Annotated in this window: 21 protein-coding genes and 1 riboswitch; of the genes, 12 read left to right on the top strand and 9 right to left on the bottom strand. The window is 63.8% G+C overall.

The features are described from left to right. Positions 1-89: 89 nt before the first annotated feature. Positions 90-2,198, bottom strand: coding sequence for a S9 family peptidase (locus tag ACX93L_RS12220; RefSeq protein WP_459405080.1), 2,109 nt, complete (start codon positions 2,196-2,198; stop codon positions 90-92). A gap of 252 nt (positions 2,199-2,450) precedes the next feature. Here ACX93L_RS12220 and ACX93L_RS12215 point away from each other — a divergent pair, with 252 nt between their 5' ends. Further along, entirely contained in the window at positions 2,451-4,193 is a 1,743-nt protein-coding gene (locus ACX93L_RS12215; RefSeq protein WP_459405079.1) for a putative bifunctional diguanylate cyclase/phosphodiesterase, read from the top strand. A 29-nt stretch (positions 4,194-4,222) separates the two neighbouring features. Here ACX93L_RS12215 and ACX93L_RS12210 read toward each other — a convergent pair whose 3' ends face one another. The 5 genes from ACX93L_RS12210 to xylF form a co-directional block, all read right to left on the bottom strand. Next, positions 4,223-5,104: a branched-chain amino acid aminotransferase gene (locus ACX93L_RS12210; protein WP_459405078.1), complete on the bottom strand. Its 882-nt coding sequence runs from the start codon at positions 5,102-5,104 to the stop codon at positions 4,223-4,225. Between the two features lie 54 nt (positions 5,105-5,158). Beyond that, complete coding sequence (locus ACX93L_RS12205) at positions 5,159-5,656, bottom strand: hypothetical protein (RefSeq protein ID WP_459405077.1); 498 nt, start codon at positions 5,654-5,656, stop codon at positions 5,159-5,161. Positions 5,657-6,306: 650 nt separating this feature from the next. Beyond that, positions 6,307-7,092, bottom strand: coding sequence for an ATP-binding cassette domain-containing protein (locus ACX93L_RS12200; RefSeq protein ID WP_459405076.1), 786 nt, complete (start codon positions 7,090-7,092; stop codon positions 6,307-6,309). A gap of 14 nt (positions 7,093-7,106) precedes the next feature. Further along, positions 7,107-8,420 carry a sugar ABC transporter permease gene (locus tag ACX93L_RS12195; RefSeq protein WP_459405075.1) on the bottom strand — a complete coding sequence of 438 codons (1,314 nt, stop codon included), beginning with the start codon at positions 8,418-8,420 and terminating at the stop codon, positions 7,107-7,109. A gap of 240 nt (positions 8,421-8,660) precedes the next feature. Next, positions 8,661-9,698, bottom strand: a complete 1,038-nt coding sequence (gene xylF, locus ACX93L_RS12190) for a D-xylose ABC transporter substrate-binding protein (protein ID WP_169595601.1) — start codon at positions 9,696-9,698, stop codon at positions 8,661-8,663. A 238-nt stretch (positions 9,699-9,936) separates the two neighbouring features. On the opposite strand from xylF, the gene ACX93L_RS12185 reads away from it, so the two are divergent. The 7 genes from ACX93L_RS12185 to ACX93L_RS12155 all read left to right on the top strand — a co-directional run bounded on the left by ACX93L_RS12185 (position 9,937) and on the right by ACX93L_RS12155 (position 16,331). After that, on the top strand, positions 9,937-11,166 hold the full coding sequence (locus ACX93L_RS12185; protein WP_459405074.1) for an ROK family protein: 1,230 nt from the start codon (positions 9,937-9,939) through the stop codon (positions 11,164-11,166). Positions 11,167-11,260: 94 nt separating this feature from the next. Then, a complete protein-coding gene (locus tag ACX93L_RS12180) occupies positions 11,261-11,911 on the top strand; it encodes a haloacid dehalogenase type II (protein WP_459405073.1) in 651 nt (216 codons plus the stop codon). 56 nt (positions 11,912-11,967) lie between these two features. After that, positions 11,968-12,181: riboswitch (cobalamin riboswitch) on the top strand. 109 nt (positions 12,182-12,290) lie between these two features. Beyond that, on the top strand, positions 12,291-13,097 hold the full coding sequence (locus ACX93L_RS12175; RefSeq protein WP_459405072.1) for an ABC transporter ATP-binding protein: 807 nt from the start codon (positions 12,291-12,293) through the stop codon (positions 13,095-13,097). A 17-nt stretch (positions 13,098-13,114) separates the two neighbouring features. Beyond that, complete coding sequence (locus ACX93L_RS12170; RefSeq protein WP_459405071.1) at positions 13,115-14,068, top strand: ABC transporter substrate-binding protein; 954 nt, start codon at positions 13,115-13,117, stop codon at positions 14,066-14,068. Continuing rightward, a complete protein-coding gene (locus ACX93L_RS12165) occupies positions 14,068-15,129 on the top strand; it encodes a FecCD family ABC transporter permease (RefSeq protein ID WP_459405070.1) in 1,062 nt (353 codons plus the stop codon). Before ACX93L_RS12170 ends, ACX93L_RS12165 begins: the two co-directional genes overlap by 1 nt. Positions 15,130-15,237: 108 nt before the next feature. Then, positions 15,238-16,017 (top strand): trans-aconitate 2-methyltransferase, encoded by a 780-nt coding sequence (gene tam, locus ACX93L_RS12160; RefSeq protein WP_459405069.1) that lies wholly within the window; start codon positions 15,238-15,240, stop codon positions 16,015-16,017. A 68-nt stretch (positions 16,018-16,085) separates the two neighbouring features. Continuing rightward, positions 16,086-16,331: a DUF982 domain-containing protein gene (locus tag ACX93L_RS12155; RefSeq protein WP_459405068.1), complete on the top strand. Its 246-nt coding sequence runs from the start codon at positions 16,086-16,088 to the stop codon at positions 16,329-16,331. 173 nt (positions 16,332-16,504) lie between these two features. Here the strand turns inward: ACX93L_RS12155 and ACX93L_RS12150 are convergent, their stop codons facing one another. Together ACX93L_RS12150 and ACX93L_RS12145 are read right to left on the bottom strand one after the other, a co-directional pair. Then, positions 16,505-17,017, bottom strand: coding sequence for a cupin domain-containing protein (locus tag ACX93L_RS12150; RefSeq protein ID WP_459405067.1), 513 nt, complete (start codon positions 17,015-17,017; stop codon positions 16,505-16,507). Between the two features lie 84 nt (positions 17,018-17,101). After that, positions 17,102-18,133: a trans-3-hydroxy-L-proline dehydratase gene (locus ACX93L_RS12145; RefSeq protein ID WP_169595592.1), complete on the bottom strand. Its 1,032-nt coding sequence runs from the start codon at positions 18,131-18,133 to the stop codon at positions 17,102-17,104. A 155-nt stretch (positions 18,134-18,288) separates the two neighbouring features. Here ACX93L_RS12145 and ACX93L_RS12140 point away from each other — a divergent pair, with 155 nt between their 5' ends. After that, entirely contained in the window at positions 18,289-19,113 is an 825-nt protein-coding gene (locus tag ACX93L_RS12140) for an aldo/keto reductase (RefSeq protein WP_459405066.1), read from the top strand. A 32-nt stretch (positions 19,114-19,145) separates the two neighbouring features. Here ACX93L_RS12140 and ACX93L_RS12135 read toward each other — a convergent pair whose 3' ends face one another. Next, complete coding sequence (locus ACX93L_RS12135) at positions 19,146-19,757, bottom strand: TetR family transcriptional regulator (protein WP_459405065.1); 612 nt, start codon at positions 19,755-19,757, stop codon at positions 19,146-19,148. A gap of 116 nt (positions 19,758-19,873) precedes the next feature. Between ACX93L_RS12135 and ACX93L_RS12130 the strand changes: the two genes are divergently transcribed. The 3 genes from ACX93L_RS12130 to ACX93L_RS12120 all read left to right on the top strand — a co-directional run bounded on the left by ACX93L_RS12130 (position 19,874) and on the right by ACX93L_RS12120 (position 23,069). Next, on the top strand, positions 19,874-20,932 hold the full coding sequence (locus ACX93L_RS12130; protein WP_459405064.1) for an NAD-dependent epimerase/dehydratase family protein: 1,059 nt from the start codon (positions 19,874-19,876) through the stop codon (positions 20,930-20,932). 281 nt (positions 20,933-21,213) lie between these two features. Next, a complete protein-coding gene (locus tag ACX93L_RS12125; protein WP_459405063.1) occupies positions 21,214-22,485 on the top strand; it encodes a hypothetical protein in 1,272 nt (423 codons plus the stop codon). Next, positions 22,482-23,069 carry a hypothetical protein gene (locus ACX93L_RS12120; RefSeq protein ID WP_459405062.1) on the top strand — a complete coding sequence of 196 codons (588 nt, stop codon included), beginning with the start codon at positions 22,482-22,484 and terminating at the stop codon, positions 23,067-23,069. The genes ACX93L_RS12125 and ACX93L_RS12120 overlap by 4 nt, the downstream gene beginning before the upstream one ends. The last annotated feature ends 31 nt before the right edge of the window (positions 23,070-23,100 follow it).

Here is a 23,100-nt window from a genome sequence, read left to right as displayed (position 1 = left end):
CTCTTCGACCTCGAGGCGACGCCCCGCCGCCGCTACCGATTTAGCGTGAAGTGGCGGCGGGGCAATGCCTTAGCGAGACGGCCGCCCCCTCACATCTTCCCCGCCACCTTGATGGCGAAGGCGTATTCGAAGGCGATTTCCTCGAGGCGCTGGAAGCGGCCGGACTTGCCGCCGTGGCCGGCGGACATGTTGGTCTTCAGCAGATAAGGGCCGGCGTCCGGCGCCTTTTCGCGCAACCGCGCGATCCACTTGGTCGGCTCCCAGTAGGTGACGCGCGGATCGGTGAGGCCGGAGAGTGCCAAGATCGGCGGATAGGGTTTTGCCCCGACATTGTCGTAAGGGGAATAGGCCGCGATCCAGCGGTATTCCTCTTCGGATTCGATCGGATTGCCCCATTCGCCCCATTCCGGCGGGGTGAGCGGCAGGGTGTCGTCCAGCATGGTGTTCAACACGTCGACGAAGGGCACGGCGGCGATGATGCCGGCGAATTTCTCCGGCGCCATGTTGGCGACCGCCCCCATCAGCATGCCGCCGGCGGAGCCGCCCTCGGCGATGATCTTGTCGTAGGACGTGAAGCTCTCCTTCACCAGATGATCGGCGGCGGCGATGAAGTCCTTGAAGGTGTTTTCCTTCTTTTCCATCTTGCCGTCTTCGTACCAGGCATACCCCTTGTCCTTGCCGCCGCGGATATGGGCAACCGCATAGACGAAGCCGCGGTCTGCGAGCGACAGCGCATTGGTCGAGAAGCCGGCCGGGATGGTGATGCCATAGGCGCCGTAGCCGTAGAGCAGGCAGGGGGCCGAACCGTCGAGGGGGGTGTCCTTGCGGTAGAGCAGCGTCACCGGCACGGTCTCGCCGTCATGGGCTGCGGCCAGCACGCGACGGGTCACGTAGTCGTCCGGATTGTGGCCCGAGGGCACTTCCTGGGTCTTGAGCAGCACGCGCTCGCGGGTCGACATGTCGTAGTCGAAGAGTTGGCTTGGCGTGGTCATCGAGGAATAGGAGAAACGGATGACGTCGGTGTCGTATTCGGCAGCCCCCTGCAGGCCCAGCGAATAGGCTTCCTCGTCAAAGGCGATCGCATGTTCCTCGCCGGTCGCCCGATCGCGGATCATGATTTCCGGCAGGCCGTTGCGGCGCTGCAGCCAGACCAGATGGCGGGCAAAGGCCATGTGGTTGAGGATCAAGAGGCCCGGTGTGTGGGGCACCACTTCCTTCCAGTTCTCCTTGCCCGGTGCGGTAACCGGCGCCTCGACGATCTTGAAATCCTTCGCGTCGCCGTCATTGGTCAGGATGTAGAAGACGTCGCCGCCCTCGGTCATGGAATACTCGACGCCCTCCTCCCGCTTGGCGACCAGCTTCGGCTCGGCCGACAGGTCCTTCGTCGAGAGGATGCGGTATTCCGACGTCTCGTGGTCGTGGATGTCGAGATAGATGAAGTCGTCGAGCAGCGAGCCGCCGACGCCCATGAAGAAGCCCGGGTCCTTTTCCTCGTAGACCAGCCGGTCTTCCGATTGCAGATGGCCGACGATGTGATGGAAGACCTTGGAGGGGCGGTGGTTCTCGTCCTGGAGCGTGTAGAAGAAGCTTTTGCCGTCGGGCGCCCAGGCGCCGCCGCCGCCGGTGTTCTCGATCACGTCGGCAAGGTCTTCGCCGGTTTCGAGATTGCGGATGCGGAGCGTGAAATATTCCGAGCCCTTGTCGTCATAGCCCCAGATGCCGAAGGCATGGTCGCTGGTGTGATCGAGGCCGGCGAGGCGGAAATAGTCCTTCCCCGCCGCCTCCTTGTCGCCGTCGAGCAAAAGCTTGCGGTTCGCCTCGTCCTTGTGGTCGGCGTCGCGCGGGATGCGGAAATAGCGCGGCTGCTCGCCGCCGGTGACATATGCTGTGCCGTAAGCGAAGGGACCGTCCTTCATCGGGATGGAACTGTCGTCCTCCTTGATGCGCCCCTTCATCTCGGCAAAGAGCGTCTTCTGCAGCTCCTTGGTGTCGGCCATGGCCGCTTCCATATAGGCGTTTTCCGCCTCCAGATGGCTGCGCAGCCCGGCATCGAGCAGGGTCGGGTCCTTGAACATCGCCTGCCAGTTTTCGGCCCGCATCCAGGCGTAATCATCGGTGCGGGTGATGCCGTGGCGCGTATCGGTGACAGATTTCTTCTCGGCGACGGGAGGCTTCGGCAGATTGGAAAAAACGGACAAGGGAGGACCTTCCTTCGGGCAGGAAATCAAAAAAGTGTCCGTCGAGAGATAGAGAGGCCGGCGCCGCGGATCAAGGTGGAAATCCGGCCCTTCGCGACAGGCGCCACCCTCGGGGCAGGCAGCGGAGAGGGTGGCGGACGCAACGAAACCTTGCCATCCGGTTAACCATGCCCCTCTACAGTGGACCATCCTCGCAACGGTTGTTTAGGTTTTTCCTAATATACTGAAATTCAAACTTGGGCTCGATATTTCATGACCGCGACCACAGCGACAGACCTGCTTTCCGATCCCCTCACCCGCCGAGTGAAAGCGCTCGAACTGGCCATGGAGAACCTGCCGGTTGCGGTGGGGCTGTTCCAGCTGGACGGGCGCCCGCTCTACCTCAACCGCAGCTTTCGCGACTTCTATCGCGTCGAGGAGCGCTGGAGCGAGGACATCACCTTCGCCGAGATGATCAGTTCCGGTGCCTTCTGGGACTGGAAGAACGACCCCAAGGTGTTCTTCGAACGCCTGCTGGCCAAACTGAAACGCGACGGCGTCTTCGAGGCGCAGAATGATATCGGCGGGCGCACGGTCTTCATTCACGACAGGCTGCTCGAGGGCGACCTGATCCTCTCCACCCAGCGCGACATCACCGACCAGATCCAGGCGGAGAAGCGTGTGTCCTTCCTCGCCAGCCATGACGTCCTGACCGAACTTCCGAACCGCGCCACCTTCAACGACACGCTCGACAGCCGGATTGCCGAGGCACGCGCCACGCGTCGCAAGCTCAGCGTGCTCTCGGTCGATGTCGACCGTTTCAAGGACATCAATGACGTGTTCGGCCATGCGGCGGGCGACGTCGTGCTCGCGACCATGGCCGACCGTTTCAAGCAGTGCCTGGGAACCGACGACATCGTGGCGCGCCTCGGCGGCGACGAATTCTGCTTCCTTTCCTCTGGACCGAACCAGCCCGAGAGCGCCGACCTTCTGGCGCGCCGGCTGAGCGAGGCGGCAAAGGCGCCGATCAGTTTCAACGGACACACGCTCAAGGTGGGGCTTTCGATCGGGCTTGCCGTCTATCCGCAGGACGGCAAGGACCGGGCGGCGCTTCTCAACAGCTCGGACGCAGCGCTCTACCGGGCGAAGGCGGAAGGGCGCGGCGTGATCCGCAGTTTCGATTCCTCCATGGACAAGCGCATGCACGACCAGCGCCTCCTGCAACGCGACCTGCAAGGCGCGGTCGCGCGTGGAGAACTGGAACTGCACTACCAGCCGCAGGCGACCGTCGACTGCACGGTCTACGGCTTCGAGGCGCTGGTCCGCTGGCGCCATCCGTCCCGCGGCCTGCTGGGGCCGGCGACCTTCGTGCCCGTCGCCGAGGAAAGCGGCCTGATCGTCGAGATCGGCGAGTGGGTCCTTCGCGAGGCCTGCCGCGAGGCGACCACCTGGCAGACCCCTCTCAAGCTCTCGGTCAATCTCTCGCCCGTGCAATTCCGTCACGGCGATCTCGTCCAGCTGGTGCAGGGGGTCCTGCTCGAGACTGGGCTCAATCCCACCCGGCTGGAACTCGAAGTCACCGAAGGCGTGCTGGTACGCGATTTCTCACGCGCGCTCTATACGCTGCGGGCGTTGAAGGCGCTCGGCGTGCAGATCGCCATGGACGATTTCGGCACCGGCTATTCGTCGCTCTCCTATCTCCAGGCCTTCCCCTTCGACACGCTTAAGATCGACAAGTCCTTCATCGCGCGGCTGGCGAAGGACCACCATGCCGACGAGATCGTCCGTGCGGTGATCGGGCTCGGGCGAGGCCTCAACATCCCGGTCGTCGCCGAAGGCGTGGAAACCGACCTGCAGCGCTCCTTCCTCGAACGGGAGCAGTGCCAGAATATCCAGGGCTATCTAATCGGCAAGCCCTTGCCGATCGAGGATTACGGCACATTGACCGATCCCTCGGCCGAGCCGGCGCCTGTCGCAATCCAGGCCGTGACACGGCGCCAGGCCCGCAAGGCCTGATCGCCGGGACCGGGAACTGACCGCGGCTATCAGCCGACGCGCGTGGTGCGCGCCCAGTCCATGTAGAGCTCCAGCGCCTTGCGGGCGACCGGGCCTTCCTGCAGTTCGCGGCCGTCGAGCCGGTTGACCGGGGCGACCTTGGAATAGTTGCCCGAGGTGAAGATCTCGTCGGCGTCCATGAAATCCTCGACCGACAGCGTCACTTCGCGCACCTCGTAGCCTGCCGCACGCAAGAGCCCGATGACGCGGGCGCGGGTGATGCCGGCGAGGAAAGTGCGGTTGGCGGCGGGCGTGGAGACGACACCGTCCTTGACCATGAAAACGTTGGAGGACGCCGTCTCGACGACATTGCCGTTCATGTCGCGCACCAGCGCGTTGTCGAAGCCGCGGGCACGGGCCTCGACGATCATGCGGCCGGAATTCGGATAGAGGCTGCCGGTCTTGGCATCGGTCATCGCGCATTCCGGCGTCGGGCGACGAAAGGGCGAGAGCGTCAGCGAATGCGGCTTGGCGGTGTGCATCGGCGCCTCGAAGAGGCAGAGCGCGAAACGGGTCGATTCCGGATCGGGCGCGACGACGGAACCGGCCTGGCCGTGTTCGGCCCAGTACATCGGCTTGATGTAGATCGCGGTCTTGCCATCGAACTTCTTCACGCCCTCCCAGGCGAGGCGCTCGATCTCCTCGTCGGAAACGGTCGCCTTCATCCCCATGTTGGCGGCCGAGCGGTTGACGCGGCGGCAATGGGCGTCGAGATCAGGGGCGATGCCGTCGAACCAGCGCGCGCCGTCGAACACCGTCGAGCCGAGCCACATCGCATGGGACACCGGCCCGATCAGCGGCGGATTGCCGGAGATCCACTCTCCGTCGACATAGGTCCAGGTTGCGGTCAGGGCGGAAGTATCGACAGCCATTTCGGTCTCCAATCATCAGGTCGCGGGCAGTCAACGGCAGGAGGCGCATGACGGTCAAGAACAAAGTCGAAGCTTGCCCAACTTGGCAAGAAATCGGTGTGCAGGATTTGCTTCCACGCAAGAAACAGTCGCGATTCCAGACGCTTGGCGAATGGGTCGATCACGGAAATTGATTGGAGGGGATGGGAGGCACATGTTTGTAGGCAAGCCACGCATTTGGATGTTACGGTCGGACATGGACAACTCGGCCAAGATCCGAAACGGCCAATCGCCGGCCACACCAGTAATCCGCCCGATCGGCAGCGAGACGGCAGCAGAGTTCGCCGCGGTCGAGGGGCTGAAGATGAATGCAACCTCGAAGGCGCCGTCACGCAAGCTGACAGCGCCGGCCTCGCAGGGGATGGCTACCGGGACGAGATCGCCAAAGCTTTCAAGAAGGGCTGACAGTTGATCCGGTACAACGCCGTCGAGGATCCGTTGTGCTATCCGGGAACGCAGGTGCTGCGAAACAAGGCCGACCTGAAGAACCGGGACGAAATCGATGCGTCCCATTACATTCGTGAAAATAATAAAGCGACGAAAGCTTAGCAATAAATGCTATACATCATGTTCTTCCTGTCTTTTTATTACTCAATAAAATCTCACATTTCAAAGGGCGCCAAAGATGGGATATCTATCCTAACGATTCCAGTTACAATATCTTTCGTCGCGTCTTGCCTCGCCGTCTATCTATCAGAATCTTATGACATTTCGTTCGTTTTATATATCTATATATTTTCAGCATGTTCAATAGCATCAGGATTGATAATATACTTTGAAATATCAATATCATTGGAAGTCAGAATGCATAAACACCTAAAAGAACTACCTTCGCAAAAATATAAGTTACCAATAATAGCTCTGCCTGGAATATCTTTGCTGCTCCTGTCCTCATATTTTCTTAGCACAAATTCATATTATTGTGGAAACAAATGCCGAGGCGCTATTTTACTTTTCGGCGTGAGCCAAAAGTTTTTACTCCACTTTCTTCTCCTGTTGATCGCTGTATTTTTGAACCAAGTCGCCGTTTTCAGGGCTCTTGCGCACATCCTTCGAAGCAGGAACTAGGAATTTCACCTGCTTCGACACACGAGCATCTCTTTCCGCCGGATGCGAACTAGGGGGACGCTCGCCCCCCAGCCTGTCAACTCCAGACCTTCCCCTCACACCGCCTGCATCGCGCCCGGTCCCGGGATTGCGCCGGGGGGGCATTTGCCGAGGATGATCATGCCCAGCACCTCGTCCTTGGTGACGTCCTGGGTGCGCGCCTGACCGACCACCTTTCCGTTCTTCATGACGAAGACGCGGTCAGCGAGGTCGAAGACGTCGTGGATGTCGTGGCTGATCAGGAAGATGCCGAGGCCTTCGCGCTTCAGCTGCTGGATCAGCTCGCCCACCTGGGCGGTCTCCTGCGGCCCGAGGGCCGCCGTCGGTTCGTCCATGATCAGGATGCGGGCGTCGAACAGGATGGCGCGGGCGATCGCCACCGACTGGCGCTGGCCACCGGAGAGCGCCTTCACCGGCTCCTTGAAGCGGCGGAAGTTGGGGTTCAAGCGCCCCATGACCTCGCGGGCCTTGGCCTCCATCGCAACGTCGTCGAGCGTGCCCCACGGGGTTCTGAGCTCGCGGCCGAGATAGAGGTTGGCGGCGGCGTCGACATTGTCGGCGACGGCGAGCGTCTGGTAGATCGTCTCGATGCCATATCTCTTGGCGTCGCGCGGGTTGTTGATGTCGGCCGGCTGGCCGTCGATCAGGATGTCGCCGGCGTCGCGGCGATAGGCGCCCGACAGGATCTTGATCAGCGTCGACTTGCCGGCGCCGTTGTGGCCGAGCAGGGCGACGACCTCTCCGGGGAAGAGATCGACCGAGGCGTTCTCGACCGCGTGGATACCGCCGAACGAGATGGAAACATTGTTCATTTCCACGAGCGGAGTGCGTTGTTGCGACATGAGCGTACTCCTTCTTACTTGGCTCGGGCGCGATAGACGGTGTCGAGCCAGACGGCGACGACGAGGACCACACCGACGACGATGCGCTGGAACGGGCTGTCGATGCCGAGAAGCACCATGCCGGACTGCAGCGACTGCATGACCAGCGCGCCGATCATGGCTCCGGCAATCGTGCCGACGCCGCCGGCGAGCGAGGTGCCGCCAATGACGGCGGCGGCGATGGTGTAGAGCTCGTCGAGCTCGCCCTGCGCATTGGTCGCGGCATTGAGGCGGGCCGTGGAGATCGCGGCGGCGATCGCGCAGAGAATGCCCATCAGCATGAAAATCTTGACGGTTACCCAACGGGTCTTGATGCCGGCGAGCTCGGCTGCCTCGGGATTGCCGCCGAGTGCGAAGACGTAGCGACCGAACCTCAGCCGGGTCGAAATGAAGGTCATGACGATGCCGACGGCGATCGCGATCAGCACCGGAATGGCGATGCCGTGCGAGATCTGCAGGCCACCGTCCGGCCAGGCGATGCCGTTGGCGTCGGCGAACTTGCGGGCGATATTGGTCGGCCAATAGTAGTGATTGGCGATCGAGACCGCGCCGAGCACCAGCGCGCAGCCGAGGATCGAGAGGAAATATTCGGCCCAGACCGGGCGCAGCGGAAAGCCGAAACGCTTGCGCTGCTTGCGGGAATTGATGATGGCCGCGACGATCGCCAGGCAGGCGACAAGGCCGACGATCCAGCTTGCCGTCGCCCCAATCGAACCTTCGGTGCCGCCGCCCATCAGGCGGAAGGTGGCATCCATCGGCGCGACCGTCTGGCCCGAGGTGACGAACCAGGTGGCGCCGCGCCAGACGAGCAGGCCGCCCAGCGTGACGATGAAGGCCGGCACGTTGAGGAAGGCGATGATGACGCCATGAAGCGCGCCGATCGCCGCGCCGACGACGATGCCGGAGGCGAGCGTCAGGATCCAGATCGCCGGATGCTCAAGGCCGAGATATTGCGGCAGGATCTTTGCCTGCATGACGCCCATGATCATGCCGCAGAAGCCGAGCACGGAGCCGACCGACAGATCGATGTTGCGGGTGACGATGATCAGCACCATGCCGGTCGCCATGACGGCGACCGAAGAGGTTTGCACGGTCAGGTTCCACAGGTTGCGCGGCGTCAGGAAAAGGCCGCCGGTCATGAGCTGGAAACCGAGCCAGATGAGCACCAGTGCGCCGACCATGCCGAGCAGGCGGGTGTCGATCTCGGTCGCCCGGAAAAAGCGCTTCACCGGATTTTCACCGGTGTTTCGGCTGGGATTTGTCTGGGTAGCGTGTGTGATGTCGGCCATGGATGCGCCTTCTCCCCCCACTTTGTCTGTCATTGCCGTCCGTTCTTTCGGCAGGGCCGAAGCACGAAGCGGCGGATCTGATGATGCGGTTCGGATCGTGCCGGACGCCCTGCCTCGAAAGGTCAGAAGGCTCGACACCTGCGTGGCGACATTGTCCGCCGCGCACCCTCCTTGTGCAAGCGCCGCAACGGGTTTCGTTGCGGCGCTTGCGAAGGTCGGGATCACACCGCGCGGGAGTGATTACTTGCAGGCGGCAACATCACCCTTGACGCCCTGGCAGGCTTCGTCCTTGGAGATCCAGCCGGCGTCGATGACGACGTTCAGGTTGTCCTTGGTGATCGGAAGCGGAGCAAGGAAGACCGACTGCATGGCAACGCCCTTCGGGCCGCCGTTGAAAGCGGTCACGCCGGACACTTCTTCCATCTTCTTGCCGCCGGCGAGTTCGACGGCGATTTCAGCCGCGCGCTTGCCGAGTTCGCGGCTGTCCTTCCAGACGGAGACGGTCTGGGTGCCGAGCGCGACGCGGTTCAGCGCCGCCTTGTCGGCATCCTGGCCGGAGACCGGAACCGAACCGGCGAGACCCTGGGCGTCGAGGGCTGCGACCGCACCGCCGGCTGTGCCGTCGTTGGAGGCGACGACCGCGTCGACCTTGTTGTCGTTGGCCGTCAGGAACTGCTCCATGTTCTTCTGGGCAATTTCCGGCTTCCAGCCGTCGGTATAGGCCTCGCCGACATTCTTGATCTTGCCGGCGTCAACGGCTTCCTTGAGCACTTCCATCTGGCCGGCGAACAGGAAGTCGGCGTTCGGGTCGGAAGACGAGCCCTTGATGAAGACGTAGTTGCCTTCCGGCTTCACCTTGAACACTTCGCGGGCCTGCATGCGGCCGACTTCCTTGTTGTCGAAGGTGATGTAGAAGGCAGCCGGGTTTTCGATCAGGCGGTCGTAACCAACGACAGGGATGCCTTCGGCGGCTGCCTTCTCGATGGCCGGACCGATCGCCTCGGAATCCTGGGCGAGCACGATGAGCGCGTTGGCACCCTGCGAGATCAGGCTCTCGATGTCGGTCAGCTGCTTGGCGGCAGACGACTGGGCGTCGGCGGAAATGTACTTATCGCCCGAGGCTTCCAGCGCTGCCTTGATGGCGGCTTCGTCGGTCTTCCAGCGTTCTTCCTGGAAGTTGGACCAGGAGACGCCGACCACGAGGTCCTTGGCGTTGGCGACGGAATGCAGGCTCGTGATGACGGCAGCGCATGCCATCAGCTTCAATACGGATTTCATTTAACCCTCCCGTTGAAAGACGGCACGCCGGCGAACCTCCCGTTCGCCCCGACGACCGCCCTGACATACTGCCCAGCCCCGGCGAAGCCGCCCATGGTTTTTCTCGACAGTCGAGAAAATAAATGTCAGAAGATTCCGGGACTGTCAACACAGCCTCCCGCAGGGCTTGCAAACCGCAGCCCCGAATGATTTTTGTGCAGGACCTATCGCGAAGGGATGCCATGAACGGACGCCTGCCATGCTGACGAAATCCAGCACCGAAATGGTGCGTCAGCAGAACAGCGCCCTCGTGCTTTCGGCGCTGAGACGCCATGGACCGCTCGCCCATACCGACATCGCCGCCGCGACGGGCCTCGCCTCGGCCACCGTCTCGGCCATCACCGCGGAGCTGGAGCGGATCGGCGCGCTGGAGCGGCGCGAGCAGCCGGCGGCAGGAGGGCGCGGACGGCCGCGCGTGCTCTTTGCCCGGCGGCGCGATTTCAGCTACCTGATCGCCGCGCGCATCTCCTCCGACAGCGTGCAATATTCGCTCGCCGACTATACCGGGACACTGATCGACCGTTTCGAGGAAGCCCGCGATCACGCCGCCTCCTCGCCGATCGCCTTCATCGCCGGCTTTCGAGACGCGCTGGCGAGGCTCGCACAACGATCGAAGCTCGCGCCAGAGCGGATCACGGCGGTGTCGGTCAGTTCCAAGGGCATGGTCGATGCCGGCGGGACACGGCTCCTCTGGTCGCCGGTGTTCGGCCGCGAGGAGATCGACTTTTCGACCGCGCTCGATCTCGCCCCCCAGACGCGGGTCCGTGTCAACAACGAGACGCTGCTGGTCGCCCATGCGCTCGGCCTTCGCGCCGACAAGGATGCTGCCCGCCCCTTCAATGCGCTCGCCACGCTTTCGCTCGGCCATTCGATCGGGCTCGGCATCGCGAGGCGGGGACAGTCGGGCGACCTCGAGGTCAGCGCACCGAACTTCGGCCACATGCTGAACGCCTCGGACGGCAAGCTCTGTCGCTGCGGCTCCTACGGCTGCGTCGAGGCGTCGGCCGGTTTCTACGGGATCCTGCGCACGGCCTTCGAGGTGCCGCCCGACACCATCCCCGCCAAGTTCGTTCCGCTTGCCGAGATGGACAAGATCGCCAACCGGGCGCGCCAGGGCCATCGCATGTCGGAATACGCCTTCCGCCAGGCGGGTCTTGCGCTCGGCCAGGGCCTGTCGCGGGTGCTCAGCCTCTACGACAACATGCCGATCGTCATCACCGGCTACGGCACGCGCTACATCGATCTCCTCACCCGCGGCCTCGACGAGGGACTGTCGCAATCCTTCCACGTCCGCATTCACGGACCGCCCGAGATCAGCGTCGTGCCCGAGGAGGCGACGCTGGTGTTCGAGGGGCATCTCGACCGGGCGCTGACCGAAATCGACAACGACATCGCCGGTCTCCGGGCCGAGGAGACCGCCACGCGATAAGGCCGCGGCACCGGCGTGACGCTGAAGGCGCGCGCGACCTTGCCGAGCGGCCTTTCGGCGCCTATGACTTCCGGAGCTTTTGACGGGAGGAACGATGTCCACGGCGGCCTATGTCTTCGATGCCTATGGCACGCTTTTCGACGTGCATGCGGCGGTGCGCCGCCACGCCGAGCGGGCCGGCCCCGAGCACCAACGCTTTTCCGAGATGTGGCGCGCCAAGCAGCTCGAATATTCCTGGGTGCGCAGCCTGATGGGCAGCTACCGCGATTTCTGGCAACTGACCGAAGAGGCGCTCGACTACACGCTCGCGCGCTTTCCGGGCGTCGACCGGGCGCTGCGTGCCGATCTTCTCTCGGCCTACTGGACGCTCGACTGCTATCCGGAAGTGCCGGCCGTCCTCAAGGAGCTGAAGAGCCGGGGGGCCAAGCTCGCCATCCTGTCCAACGGCTCGCCCGAGATGCTGGCGGCGGCGGTGAAGAACGCCGCCCTCGACGTGATCCTCGACGACGTCTTCTCGGTCGACGCGATTCGCGCCTACAAGACCGCGCCCGAGGTCTACGACATGGTGACCACTGCCTACCGGCTCTATCCGCACGCCGTTTCCTTCCAGTCGTCCAACCGCTGGGACGTCGCGGGCGCGCAACGATTCGGTTTCCGGACGGTGTGGATCAACCGCCTCGACCTGCCTGACGAATACACCGATCACCGTCCCGACCTGATCCTGCCGAACCTTGCCAGCCTGTGACGCGCAGGCCAGGCGGATGCAAAATTTCACCATTGACGCCACGATGTAACATCGTTACGCCAACCACCGTTGAAGGTTTCCCAAGGACTGGCGTCCCGAGGAATTAAAAGGGAACACGGTGCGACGTACCCATCAGGGCGCAAGACCGTGGCTGCCCCCGCAACTGTGAGCGGCGAGCTCGACCGGACATGCCACTGGCCGAAAGGCTGGGAAGGCCCGGGAGCGCGATGACCCGCAAGCCAGGAGACCTGCCATCGACGATTGACGAAACCTGGCCGGGGTGTGCCAAGGGAAACGACGATGGCGATTGCGACTTACACTGCTGCTTCTTGCCCGACCGGATCTCGTTCTGGCCCCCGCGTGACCGCGGAGGCGAGCGATGGAGCTTTCAGAATCCCTATACGGGCCTAGACCTGCTGCACTGAAAGTGGAGGCTCTCAGCTGGGGGCCGACGCGGCGGCAGACCATCATCCATGATCTCACCTTCTCGGTGAACCCCGGCGAGATGCTGGCGATCGTCGGCCCGAACGGGGCCGGCAAGTCCAGCCTGCTGCGCTGCCTCTACCGTTTTCACCGGCCGGTCGCGGGTCGGGTCAGCCTCGACGGCACCGATCTGTGGCAGCTCGAGCCCCCCGACGTGGCCCGCCGCGTGGCGACCGTCCTGCAGGAACCGGCCGGCGACTTCGGCCTAACGGTCGCCGAGGTGGTCGAGCTCGGCCTCACGCCCCATGCCGAAAGCCGCAACCGCAAGGCCGCTCTTGCGGCCGTCGGCGAGGCTTTGTCGCTGATGAAGCTCACCCATCTCGCCGCGCGCAGCTTCGCCTCGCTCTCCGGCGGCGAGAAGCAGCGCACGATGATCGCCAAGGCACTGGTGCAGAGGCCCGACCTCTTGATCCTCGACGAGCCGACCAACCATCTCGACATCCGCCACCAGCTCGAGGTGCTCGCGCTCCTCTCCCACCTTCCGACCACGGTGATCGTGTCGCTGCACGACCTGCCGCTCGCGGCCGCCCATGCCGACCATGTGCTGGTCATGCATGACGGGCGGAAAGTTGCCTGCGGCCCGGCGCTCAAGGTGCTGACGCCGGAGACCATCCGCGAGACCTTCGCCGTCGAAACCACCGTCGAACGCCACCCTAAGACGGGGCGCCCGCGCTTTTCCTTCCACCTCGACCACAGTTTCTAATAAAGGAGAAATTTCTGATGCACCGTTCCCTTTGCCTTGCCGCCATGCTTTCCCTCGCCGCCTCTAGTGCGCTCGCCTCCGGCTTCCCGGTCACCGTCAAGAGCTGCGACCGCGACGTGACCTTCGAGGCCGCGCCGAAGCGGGCCGTTTCGCAGGACATCAACCTCACCGAAATGATGCTGGCGCTCGATCTGACCGGACAGATGGCCGGCTATTCCGGCATTTCCGGCTGGTACAAGATGGACGGCGAACTGAAGGCCCGCCTCGGCGACCTGCCGGAGCTTGCCCCGCAGCAGCCGACCAAGGAGGTGCTGCTGGGTGCCGATGCCGACTTCCTGTTCGCCGGCTGGAACTACGGCATGAAGGTCGGTGGCGAGGTGACGCCGGACACGCTCGAGCCGTTCGGCATCAAGGTCTATGCGCTCACCGAAAGCTGCATCCACATCATGAAGAAGGACAAGTCCTCGATGGAGGACATGTATACCGACATCGTCAATCTCGGCCGGATCTTCGGCGTCGAGGAGCAGGCGCTGGCGCTGGTCGACGGCTACAAGGCCGAGATCGCCAAGGCGATCGCCGCGGTGCCGACGGATGCCCCGATGCCGAAGGTTTTCGTCTATGATTCGGGCGAGGACAAGCCGTTCACCGCCGGGCGCTATGCCATGCCGACCGCGCTGATCGAGGCGGCGGGCGGCAAGAACATCATGGACGATGTCGAGACGAGCTGGACCACGGTCGGCTGGGAAGGCGTGATCGAACGCAATCCGGACGTCGTGGTGATCGTCGACTACGGCGACGTCACCGCCGAGCAGAAGGCCGACTTCATGCGCAAGAACCCGGCCTTCAAGGACATTCCCGCCGTGAAGAACAACCGCTTCGTGGTGCTGCCCTATGCGCAGGCGACACCCGGTCCGCGCAATGTCGAGGCTGTGAAGACGCTGGCCGGCGCCTTCCATCCGACGGTCAACTGATGAGCCACCGGCATTTCGTCAAGGGTCCGTGCCATGCGCTGATCCATGCGCTGCCGCTTCTGGTGGCCGGGCTCGCGCTCGGCCTCCTCGGCATGATGCTGGTCGGCGTCAGCGTCGGCGCGGCCAACATCCCGCTCGATACGGTCTGGAAGGTCATTGCCCGCCATCTCGGCGCGACGAACCTCGTCGTCGACTGGTCAGCGGGCCGCGACGCCATCGTCTGGGAGGTGCGCCTGCCGCGGGTGATCCTCGGCGCGGTGATCGGGGCAAGCCTGTCGCTGGTCGGAGCGGCGCTTCAGGCCGTGACCCGCAATACGCTCGCCGACCCGCATCTGCTCGGCATCTCGTCGGGTGCCGCCTTCGGCGCGATCATCGCGCTCCTGCATACCGGCATGTTCTTAGGCCTGGCGACCGTGCCGCTGCTCGCCTTTCTCGGGGCGCTCGCCAGCACGGCGCTGGTGGTCGCAACCGCCCGCTTCGCGCACGCCACCAATGCCAGCCGGCTGGTGCTGACCGGGGTGGCGATCTCCTTCGTGGTGAGTTCGCTCGGGAGCCTCGCCATCTTCCTCGGGGACCCGCGCGCCACCCATATGGTGGTGTTCTGGATGCTCGGCGGGCTGGGGCTGGCGCAGTGGAGCCACCTGCCCTATCCGCTGGTCGCCCTCGTGGTCTGTGGCGCCTATCTCGTCTTCAATGCCCGGCGGCTCAACGCCATGACGCTCGGCGACGAGAACGCCACGACGCTCGGGATTTCCGCCGAACGCTTCCGGCTGGTGGTGTTCGTCGTCTCGGCGCTGCTGACCGGCGCGGCCGTCGCCTTTTCCGGCATCATCTCCTTCGTCGGGCTGATGGTGCCACATGTGGTGCGCTTTGCCGTCGGCGGCGACTACCGCCGCGTGCTGCCGCTTTCGGCGCTTGCCGGGGCCATCTTCCTCGTCGGGGCCGACATGGTGTCGCGCATCGTCATCCCGCCGCAGGACCTGCCGATCGGCATCATCACCGGCCTTGCCGGCGGGCTGTTCTTCATCGGACTGATGCGGACGAACGGACGGATCGGCTGACTGCCGACCGCCTTGCGCAAGACGGAGCCGCAGGGCTAGAAGTTGGGGCGTCGGGGCGCGGCTCCCCCCCCCCCCCCCGACGCTCTCACACCGCAAGGACATGACGCGATGGCCTGGTCCGCGACCCAGTATCTAAAGTTCGAGGAAGAGCGCACCCGGCCGGCGCGTGACCTGCTGTCGCAGGTGCCGCTCGAGAGGGCAGACCGCGTCTTCGACCTGGGCTGCGGGCCGGGAAACTCCACCGAACTGCTGATCGACCGTTTCGGGCAAGGCGCCGTCACCGGCCTCGACAGCGATCCGGACATGCTGGACAAGGCGCGCACGCGGCTGCCGGGCACACCGTTCGTGAAGGCCGATCTCGCCACGTGGCGGCCGAACCGGCCGGCCGACCTTCTCTATGCCAATGCCGTGCTGCAATGGCTCCCCGACCACCTGTCGCTGATGGAGCGTCTTCTCGATCATCTGGCACCCGGCGGGGTTCTCGCCATGCAGATGCCGGACAACCTCGACGAGCCGACGCATCTTCTGATGGAAGAGACCGGGGCCGCGGGGTCCTGGGCGCCGGCATTTGCCGGGGGGCGGCTCCGGCGTCAGCGGCTCCCCTCACCGGCCGGCTATCTCGAACGGCTTTCGCAAAACGCCCTGCGGGTCGATGTCTGGCACACGGTCTACTATCACCCGATGGCGAATGCGGAGGCGATCGTCGAATGGGTGAAGGGCACCGGCCTTCGCCCCTATCTCGACGCCGCGGGACCGGACAATGCCGATGCCTTCGTCGCCGACTACACTGCCCGGATCGCCCGCGCCTATCCGCCGATGGCCGACGGGCGTGTTCTTTTGCGATTTCCGCGGCTCTTCGTCGTAGCGGTCAAGGGCGAACTTCGCTAGAAAGCGACGCAATGCCCTGCCATGCCGGCAGGGACCCAAACTCCTTTTTCTTCCGAAAGCCCGACCCGATGAGCAAGCCCTGGAGCAAACCCGTTACCCTCGCCCTCGGTGAGGACGGCGAAGACGTGACGATCGACAGCACGGAAGCGGCGTCCTGGGCACTGATCGAGGACTGGCCGACCGAGGAAGGCACGGCGCTCGACAAGGCACTGCTCGTCTGCATGGACGTGGTGGCCGGCAAGAAGAGCGACGAGGACGCCCGCCGCGCCTTCATCGAGGCAGCCCTCGAAGCCGGCATCGCCGTCCGCAAATAGGCAATTCGCTTGCCTGCCGCCCTGCTTCTCGCCGGTTTTCCTGGAGGCAGACGCCCTGCGGCGGAAGGTCGAGGGCGCGAACGGTTTCGTCTGGACGCTGGTCGTCGTGGTCAGCGCTTTCGTGCTGACGCTGGCTCTGGCGACTTTCCGAAACGCGGCCTGAGAGCCAAGGTCTAGTCCTGGCCATCCCTTCGGACATCCGGCAGGCCGTCATGCGGGCCAATCGGCCGCTCCGGCCAGTCGTGCCACCAATCCCTGCGTTTGTCCGCGAGATCGCGGTTCCTCGGGTAATAGATGCGGTTCTCGGTCTTCCGCGTTTCGCCGACCACGAGCAGCGTCACCTCTTCCGCGCTATTGTTGATGAAGCTGTGGCACTGACCCGTGCCGGCGGGAAAGCCGACCGCATCGCCCGGCTTCAAGCGATGCAGCACCCCGTCGAGCCAGACGTCGGGGGTACCTGTCAGCACGTAGACGAACTCCTCCTCGGCGCTTTCAGCATGGGGATAGGAGGTGCGGCGACCGGGCGGCAGCCGTTCGTGATGGATGCCGAGCCGGGTAAGGCCGAAATGACGGGCAAGCGGCGCCCCGATCGACATCAGCTCGTCGTCGCCATCGTAATGCGAATTGTCCGGGCCTTCGACATCACGCCAATGCGCGATGCATGCCGGGCGCTCCTTGTTCGTCATCGCAGCCTCCTATCGGGTTTTCCGGTTTAGCATCCAAACACAACGCCCGACGCAAGACCGGTTCCCGCTCTTGCCGGAGTTTCTTCAGAGCTTCGGCCAGGTGTCGGACAGACGGTAACCGCCGGCCCAGGGGTCATCGGGGTCGAGCATCAGCTGCCGCGTGTCGGTGATCCAGGCGCGGCCGGAAATGGTCGGGATGATCGCCTTCCTGCCGCCAATCTCGGTTTCGGCCTCGATCGTGCAGTGAAACTCCGAGCCCATGATGGAGCGGCCGACGAAACGGTCACCGACCTTCAGTTCACCGCGGGCCTGCAGCACGGCCATGCGGGCCGAGCAGCCGGTGCCGGTCGGCGAGCGGTCGATCTTGCCGGGCTTGATGGCCACCGCATTGGCGCCGGTCGCCACGCCATTCTCGTAGACCACCGGCGCGGTGATCTGGCAAAACGAGATGTGGCTCCAGTCCCGGTCGGGATCGGGATGGGAAAAGCCGAGCTGCTCGTTGGCAGCATCGGTGATCTTCATGCCCATCACGGCGATGTCACGCGCCTCGTCGGGCGCAATCGAGAAGCCGAGGGCACGGCCGTCAGCAATGACGAAGCTGTCGCCGCCGAAGGCGGTGTCGACGGTGAGCGTGCCGACGCCTTCGACCTCGATCACGGCGTCGAGCCGGTCGGCAAAGGAGGGAAGATTGCGCACCGTGATGCGCTCGGCCTTGCCGTTGCGGCACTCGGCGGTCGCCTCGATCAGCCCGCCGGGGGCCTCCAGCACCAGTTTCGTCACCGGCTCGGTCATCGGCAGGATGCCCGAATCGAGCAGCACGGTCGCCACGCAGATGGAGTTGGACCCCGACATCGGCGGGGTGTCCTCCGGCTCCATGATGATCCAGCCCATCTGGGCGCGCGGATTCTTCGGCGGAACCAGCAGGTTGACGTGGCGGAAGACGCCGCCCCGCGGCTCGTTGAGGACGAAGTTACGCAGCGTCTGGTCCCTGGCGATCCACCGCGACTGTTCCCAGACGGTGTCGCCGGGCGGCGGTGCGACACCACCGACGATGACGTCGCCGACCTCCCCTTCCGCGTGACAACCGACGACATGAATGACCTTGGTACTGCGCATGAAGCCCTCTCTTGTTTTCGGGACGCTAACAGCAGCACCGGCGCGCCGCAATGCCACCTTGAAGCCGGAAAGGATTGGCGCATGTAATAAGCGAAGGCGGCTCCTGCCGCGCATCCGCCGCCCTGTTTTGCCGACATTCGAGAAGGAGTTCTTCCATGCAGTTCGTCACCGCCAACGGCGCCCATATCCCGGCTCTCGGCTTCGGCACCTTCCGCATGCCCGACGAGGACGTCGCGGCGATCTTGCCGCTGGCGCTGAAGACCGGCTTCCGCCATGTCGACACCGCACAGATCTACGGCAACGAGGCTGCGGTCGGGGACGTGCTCGCCGCCTCCGGCATTCCGCGCGGCGACATCTTCCTGACGACCAAGGTGTGGGTCGACCGGTTTGCCCGCAAGGACATGGGACCGTCGGTCGACGAGAGCCTGAGGAAGCTGAAGACCGACCATGTCGACCTGCTGCTCCTGCATTGGCCCAAAAGCCCCGTATCACTCGCCGAGCAGATCGAGGGGCTGAACGCGCTGGTCGATGCCGGCAAGGTGCGCCATATCGGCGTGTCCAACTACAATTGCGCGCTGATGGGCGAGGCCGTCAGGCTGTCAAAGGCGCCGATCGTCACCAACCAGATCGAATACCATCCCTATCTCGACCAGACCGCCGTGCTTTCGGCCGCCCGCTCCTACGGCATGTCGGTCACCGCCTATTACGCGATGGCGGACGGTCGCGTGCCGAAGGAGGACCTGTTGCAGGACATCGGCGCGCGCCACGGCAAGACGGCGGCCCAGGTGACCTTACGCTGGCTGATCCAACAGCAGGGCGTCATCGCGCTGTCGAAGACCGCGACCGAAAGCCGGATCGCCGAGAACTTCGCCGTCTTCGACTTCTCGCTCGATGCCGAGGAAATGACCGCGATCTCCGCCCTTGCAAGGCCGGACGGCCGGATCGTCAGCCCGGGGCATCTCGCGCCGGACTGGGATTGAGCGGGGAGCAGATCAACGCAACCTCGGCCCTATTACTGGCCGAGATGGGGCCGGGTTGCCGCGAATGCCGAGACCAGGCTATCGACCACCGCGTGAAGTCTTGGCTCCATATCAAGACCGGCCACAACAGCCTGCTCGACATGGGCAGGATGCACGAAGACCGTGACCGCGTCGCGCACCACCCCGGCAGCAACGTCAAGATCCCCGATGCGGAACTCGCCACGCACCACGCCATCCTCCAATACCTGACGGACGAGTGCGGTCATGCGCCGCGCATAGTCGGCAACGAGGTCCGGGCGTTCGGCGATGATCCTGCGGTAGAGACCGTGGATCTCCGGGTCTTCACCGAGCTTGGCACGTTTGCTGCGGTGGAGTGCCACCACGAGGCCTCGTAGCCTCTCTGCCGCAGAACCATCGGTTTTCGCGAAGCGGGCCGCCAGATCGGCCTCTTCGGCCATCGTCCGCGCAGCAAGGGCGTCGAAGATATCGGCCTTCGACCGGAAGTGCCGGTAGATCGCCGAGTGCGACAGGCCCATGGCCTTGGCTATATCGACAACATTTGTCTTGGCCTCGCCGAAGCGGCGGACTTGTTCGGCAGCAATGTCGAGAATGCGGTCACGATGATCAGGCGCGTCGTTCGTCATGGGCAGCTTCTAGCTGACATGCCGGATTTCCGCAACATGTAACAGATTTCATATTTTGTATTGTGTAACATTACTGCATGTGACACCTTGGGACAAACGACACCCAGGAGATCGTCATGAGCCAGACCGCTTCCCAGAGCCCGTCACGCCTCGCCCTTGTCACCGGTGGATCCGGTTTCGTCGGCGGACATCTCATCCGCCGCCTGCTTTCGGAGGGCTGGCGCGTCCGCGCGCTCGGACGCAGTGCCGAGGCGCGGGCTGGCGTTCAGGCGCTCGGCGCCGAACCGTTTGAGGGCGATCTCTCGGACCGCGCCGCGCTGACCCGCGCGATGGACGGGGTCGAGGTGGTGTTCCACGTCGCGGCGCACTTCAAGCTCTGGGGGCCGACGGACCTGTTCCGCCGGATCAACGTCGAAGGCACCAGAAACGTCGTCGAGGCGGCGGAGCGGACCGGTGTGCGCCGCGTCGTCCATGTCAGCGCCGCAGCGGTCGTCATGGGCCGACCCGAACCGATGCATGGCGTGACCGAAGACATGGCCCTGCACAGGATGCCGTTTGCCCCCTACGCGGCATCCAAGGCCGAGGCGGAAGAGGTGCTGCTGGCGGCGAACGGCCGTCGCGCGGGCTTTTCCACCGCTGCCATCCGTCCCCCCTTCGTCTGGGGTCCGGACATGCCGGCCCTCGACCACATGGTCGAGACGGTCCGCGCGGGGCAGTTCCAATGGGTCGCGGGCGGCGCACAGGCCCTTTCCACCTGCCATGTCGACAACCTTTGCCACGCGCTGATCCTCGCCGCCGATCGCGGAGCAGGCGGGAAAGCCTGGTTCGTCAGCGACGGGGAGGACACGACGCTGAAGTCATTCCTGACGCGCCTTCTCGACAGCCGCGGCGTGACGCCGAAGGACCGCGCGGTGCCATTCGGCCTCGCCTGGGCGATGGCCGGTGTGATGGGTACGGTCTGGAGCATCTTCCGCCTCAGAGGCGAGCCGCCGATCACCCGGCAAATGCTGCGGCTGATCGGCAAGGATTTCACTGTCGATGTTGGCCGCGCGCGGGAGGAGCTTGGCTATTCCCCGGTGACTTCGGTAGCCGATGGCATGCGCGGGATGCAGGCTCTGGACTCCTCTTCGGCCCGCACGACCACCGACGTCAACCGTCTGGCGGCCGCGTCCTGAGCCTTGCGGCAACGCTCGTGGGCGCCGATCGTCACCAACCCGATCGAAGACCATCCCCATCTCGGCCGGGCGGCCATGCTTTCGGCCGCCCGCCTCGACGCCCGCCCCGACGGCTGGATCGTCAGCCCGGGCGTACCTCGCGCCGGACTGCGATTGAGGGACGAGGCGTATTTTAGCGCCCCTGCACAACAGTCCCCTTGAAAGACAGGCGGAAGACACTGAAAATACGGAGACTTGAACCGATCCACGATTTCAGCAGTACATTTCAGGAATAGACCCGAATGGATGAGATTCCGATTCCGCAAAAGATCGAGCTCGCGGAAACGCTGAAATCACTTCGCCAATTTCACCCGTTCTACAGGAGAAGCATCGACAAGCTCTTCTGGTACACGGATCCGATCCTGGTCAGGTTCGGCGAGACGGGACCGTCTTCAGGCATCGACGCCACCGCGCTCAGGCTTCGGGTCGACCTCAGCAACTGCAACGAGTCCGGATACTGGCTGCCCCATCCGGACCTCCGGTCCCATATCGTAAAGCAGGCGAATGCCGAGATCGGACGGCTGAACGTCGCGGCGTCACCGGAAGATGCCAATCCGAATTTCTCCCGGTTCCACAGCCAGTTCGACGCCTCGCTCGCGCAATGCGAGATCAATGACACCGTCCGGCTTTGCAGCCTGGACGGCGAAACAATCACGATCGCCAAGGCCACCTATCTGGATCAGATCGGCACGAACATCACCGCCGACAAAGAGATCGAGTTGCCCCTTTCGTCGAAGATCAACGAGGACAATCGCAGCCCGTTCGAGGGCAAGACCTTACGCCAGATGGACACCGAAGCCGACGGCAGGCTGAAACCGCTCAGCCGGTGCGTGCAGGCCAACACGATCGGGGTGGCGACTGTTGCCTTGGATGCGGACAACAACATCATTGCCCGGTACCGGAACTTCAATCGGCAGAAGCTGCGCCCGGACGATGTTCAGGTTCGGCTTGGGGCAATGAACAAGGGCTGGCACTGCTTTTCCTCAGGGGTTCTCGAGTGGAGCGACATCGAAGCCGCCGCCGAGCAACAGTCAACCGAGCTGTTTTGCGCCAACCTGACCGAAGCGATGCGGCGGGAGATCTGGTACGAGACCGGCTTTCCCCGCGACTCCCGCGAATACACGATCGTTCCATACGCCTTCGTCCGAGAACTGAAGCGACCGGGCAAACCGCAGTTCTTCTTCGTGACCAAATTCCATAACCTGACCGCCGAGGAAATCTGCAGCCGCATCGACCATCACTATGACGAGGGCATCGTCCGCGAGGCGGGGGAATACGGCACACTCGAAGAAAACCTTGGCCGTAAACTCAAGAGGATGCTGTCACGAAAGCGGCAGCCTTCATCGGGCTTCTGGATCATAAAGCCGGATGGCCTCGGCCGCCTGTCCCAGGGACGGTTGGCCGATCTCTCCGTCGAGGGGCATAACAACGAGACCTTCACCTACGAACTCTACGGCGCACTGTTCATCCTCAGCGGATTGGACATCAGCGAAATATTCGGGGAACAATCGTGATCATTCGGCGTGTATTCTTCGGCTCGGGAGCCGGCGGAAGCAGACTGCATCCCATCCGAGCCCTGCTCGTGCTGATGGCCATTTGCATCATCTGCATCCTGACCGACGAGTATTCGGACCATCTCCCGGCGCTGGCGTCGTGGATACTTTCGGCGCTCGCCTATGTCTCACTGGTCATCGCATTCGGCGAGCTGTCCCTGGTTATTCTCGGCCTCCAGGGAATCGTCTCCGCGGAGTTGGCGATGGGACGCGGGGGCTTCACCATGCCCAACCCGTTCGAAACCGTCTATGCCGGTCCCAAGCCGCTGATTCTCGCGCTTTGCCTGATCGCCGCCCTTTACATGACGAGCACGACGCTGCTGCTGCCTTTCACCGCGTTCGGCTACAATGACGACCGATGCCCTCAGTCGCCATACGGGCCCTATCGGTTTGCCTTGCTTCTGATCAACATGATCCCGGGATACGACGCCTGCATCAAGGATCCCTCGCTCGTCTATAGAACCGTCCGTTACATCATCAACCTCGCCATTCTTGGTACCCTGCTGGCCCGGCTTCCGGCCATGATCCAGGCGAACCAGAAGTGAGCCGCCTTGCGCGACTGGCTGGCGGAGAAGG

The sequence above is a fragment of the Rhizobium sp. CAU 1783 genome (assembly GCF_054551725.1).
The sequence above is the reverse complement of the archived record's forward strand: the minus strand, read 5'-3'. Positions and strand labels throughout refer to the sequence as shown.

Bases quoted from the DNA above. Each gene is read 5' to 3' on its own strand.
- ACX93L_RS12135 (WP_459405065.1), bottom strand. From the start codon at position 19,757: ATGACGAACGACGCGCCTGATCATCGTGACCGCATTCTCGACATTGCT.
- ACX93L_RS12205 (WP_459405077.1), bottom strand. From the start codon at position 5,656: ATGGGACGCATCGATTTCGTCCCGGTTCTTCAGGTCGGCCTTGTTTCG.
- ACX93L_RS12175 (WP_459405072.1), top strand. From the start codon at position 12,291: ATGGAGCTTTCAGAATCCCTATACGGGCCTAGACCTGCTGCACTGAAA.
- ACX93L_RS12150 (WP_459405067.1), bottom strand. From the start codon at position 17,017: ATGACGAACAAGGAGCGCCCGGCATGCATCGCGCATTGGCGTGATGTC.
- ACX93L_RS12170 (WP_459405071.1), top strand. From the start codon at position 13,115: ATGCACCGTTCCCTTTGCCTTGCCGCCATGCTTTCCCTCGCCGCCTCT.
- ACX93L_RS12125 (WP_459405063.1), top strand. From the start codon at position 21,214: ATGGATGAGATTCCGATTCCGCAAAAGATCGAGCTCGCGGAAACGCTG.
- tam (WP_459405069.1), top strand. From the start codon at position 15,238: ATGGCCTGGTCCGCGACCCAGTATCTAAAGTTCGAGGAAGAGCGCACC.
- ACX93L_RS12210 (WP_459405078.1), bottom strand. From the start codon at position 5,104: ATGGCTGTCGATACTTCCGCCCTGACCGCAACCTGGACCTATGTCGAC.
- ACX93L_RS12165 (WP_459405070.1), top strand. From the start codon at position 14,068: ATGAGCCACCGGCATTTCGTCAAGGGTCCGTGCCATGCGCTGATCCAT.
- xylF (WP_169595601.1), bottom strand. From the start codon at position 9,698: ATGAAATCCGTATTGAAGCTGATGGCATGCGCTGCCGTCATCACGAGC.
- ACX93L_RS12130 (WP_459405064.1), top strand. From the start codon at position 19,874: ATGAGCCAGACCGCTTCCCAGAGCCCGTCACGCCTCGCCCTTGTCACC.
- ACX93L_RS12185 (WP_459405074.1), top strand. From the start codon at position 9,937: ATGCTGACGAAATCCAGCACCGAAATGGTGCGTCAGCAGAACAGCGCC.
- ACX93L_RS12155 (WP_459405068.1), top strand. From the start codon at position 16,086: ATGAGCAAGCCCTGGAGCAAACCCGTTACCCTCGCCCTCGGTGAGGAC.
- ACX93L_RS12180 (WP_459405073.1), top strand. From the start codon at position 11,261: ATGTCCACGGCGGCCTATGTCTTCGATGCCTATGGCACGCTTTTCGAC.
- ACX93L_RS12145 (WP_169595592.1), bottom strand. From the start codon at position 18,133: ATGCGCAGTACCAAGGTCATTCATGTCGTCGGTTGTCACGCGGAAGGG.
- ACX93L_RS12195 (WP_459405075.1), bottom strand. From the start codon at position 8,420: ATGGCCGACATCACACACGCTACCCAGACAAATCCCAGCCGAAACACC.
- ACX93L_RS12215 (WP_459405079.1), top strand. From the start codon at position 2,451: ATGACCGCGACCACAGCGACAGACCTGCTTTCCGATCCCCTCACCCGC.
- ACX93L_RS12140 (WP_459405066.1), top strand. From the start codon at position 18,289: ATGCAGTTCGTCACCGCCAACGGCGCCCATATCCCGGCTCTCGGCTTC.
- ACX93L_RS12200 (WP_459405076.1), bottom strand. From the start codon at position 7,092: ATGTCGCAACAACGCACTCCGCTCGTGGAAATGAACAATGTTTCCATC.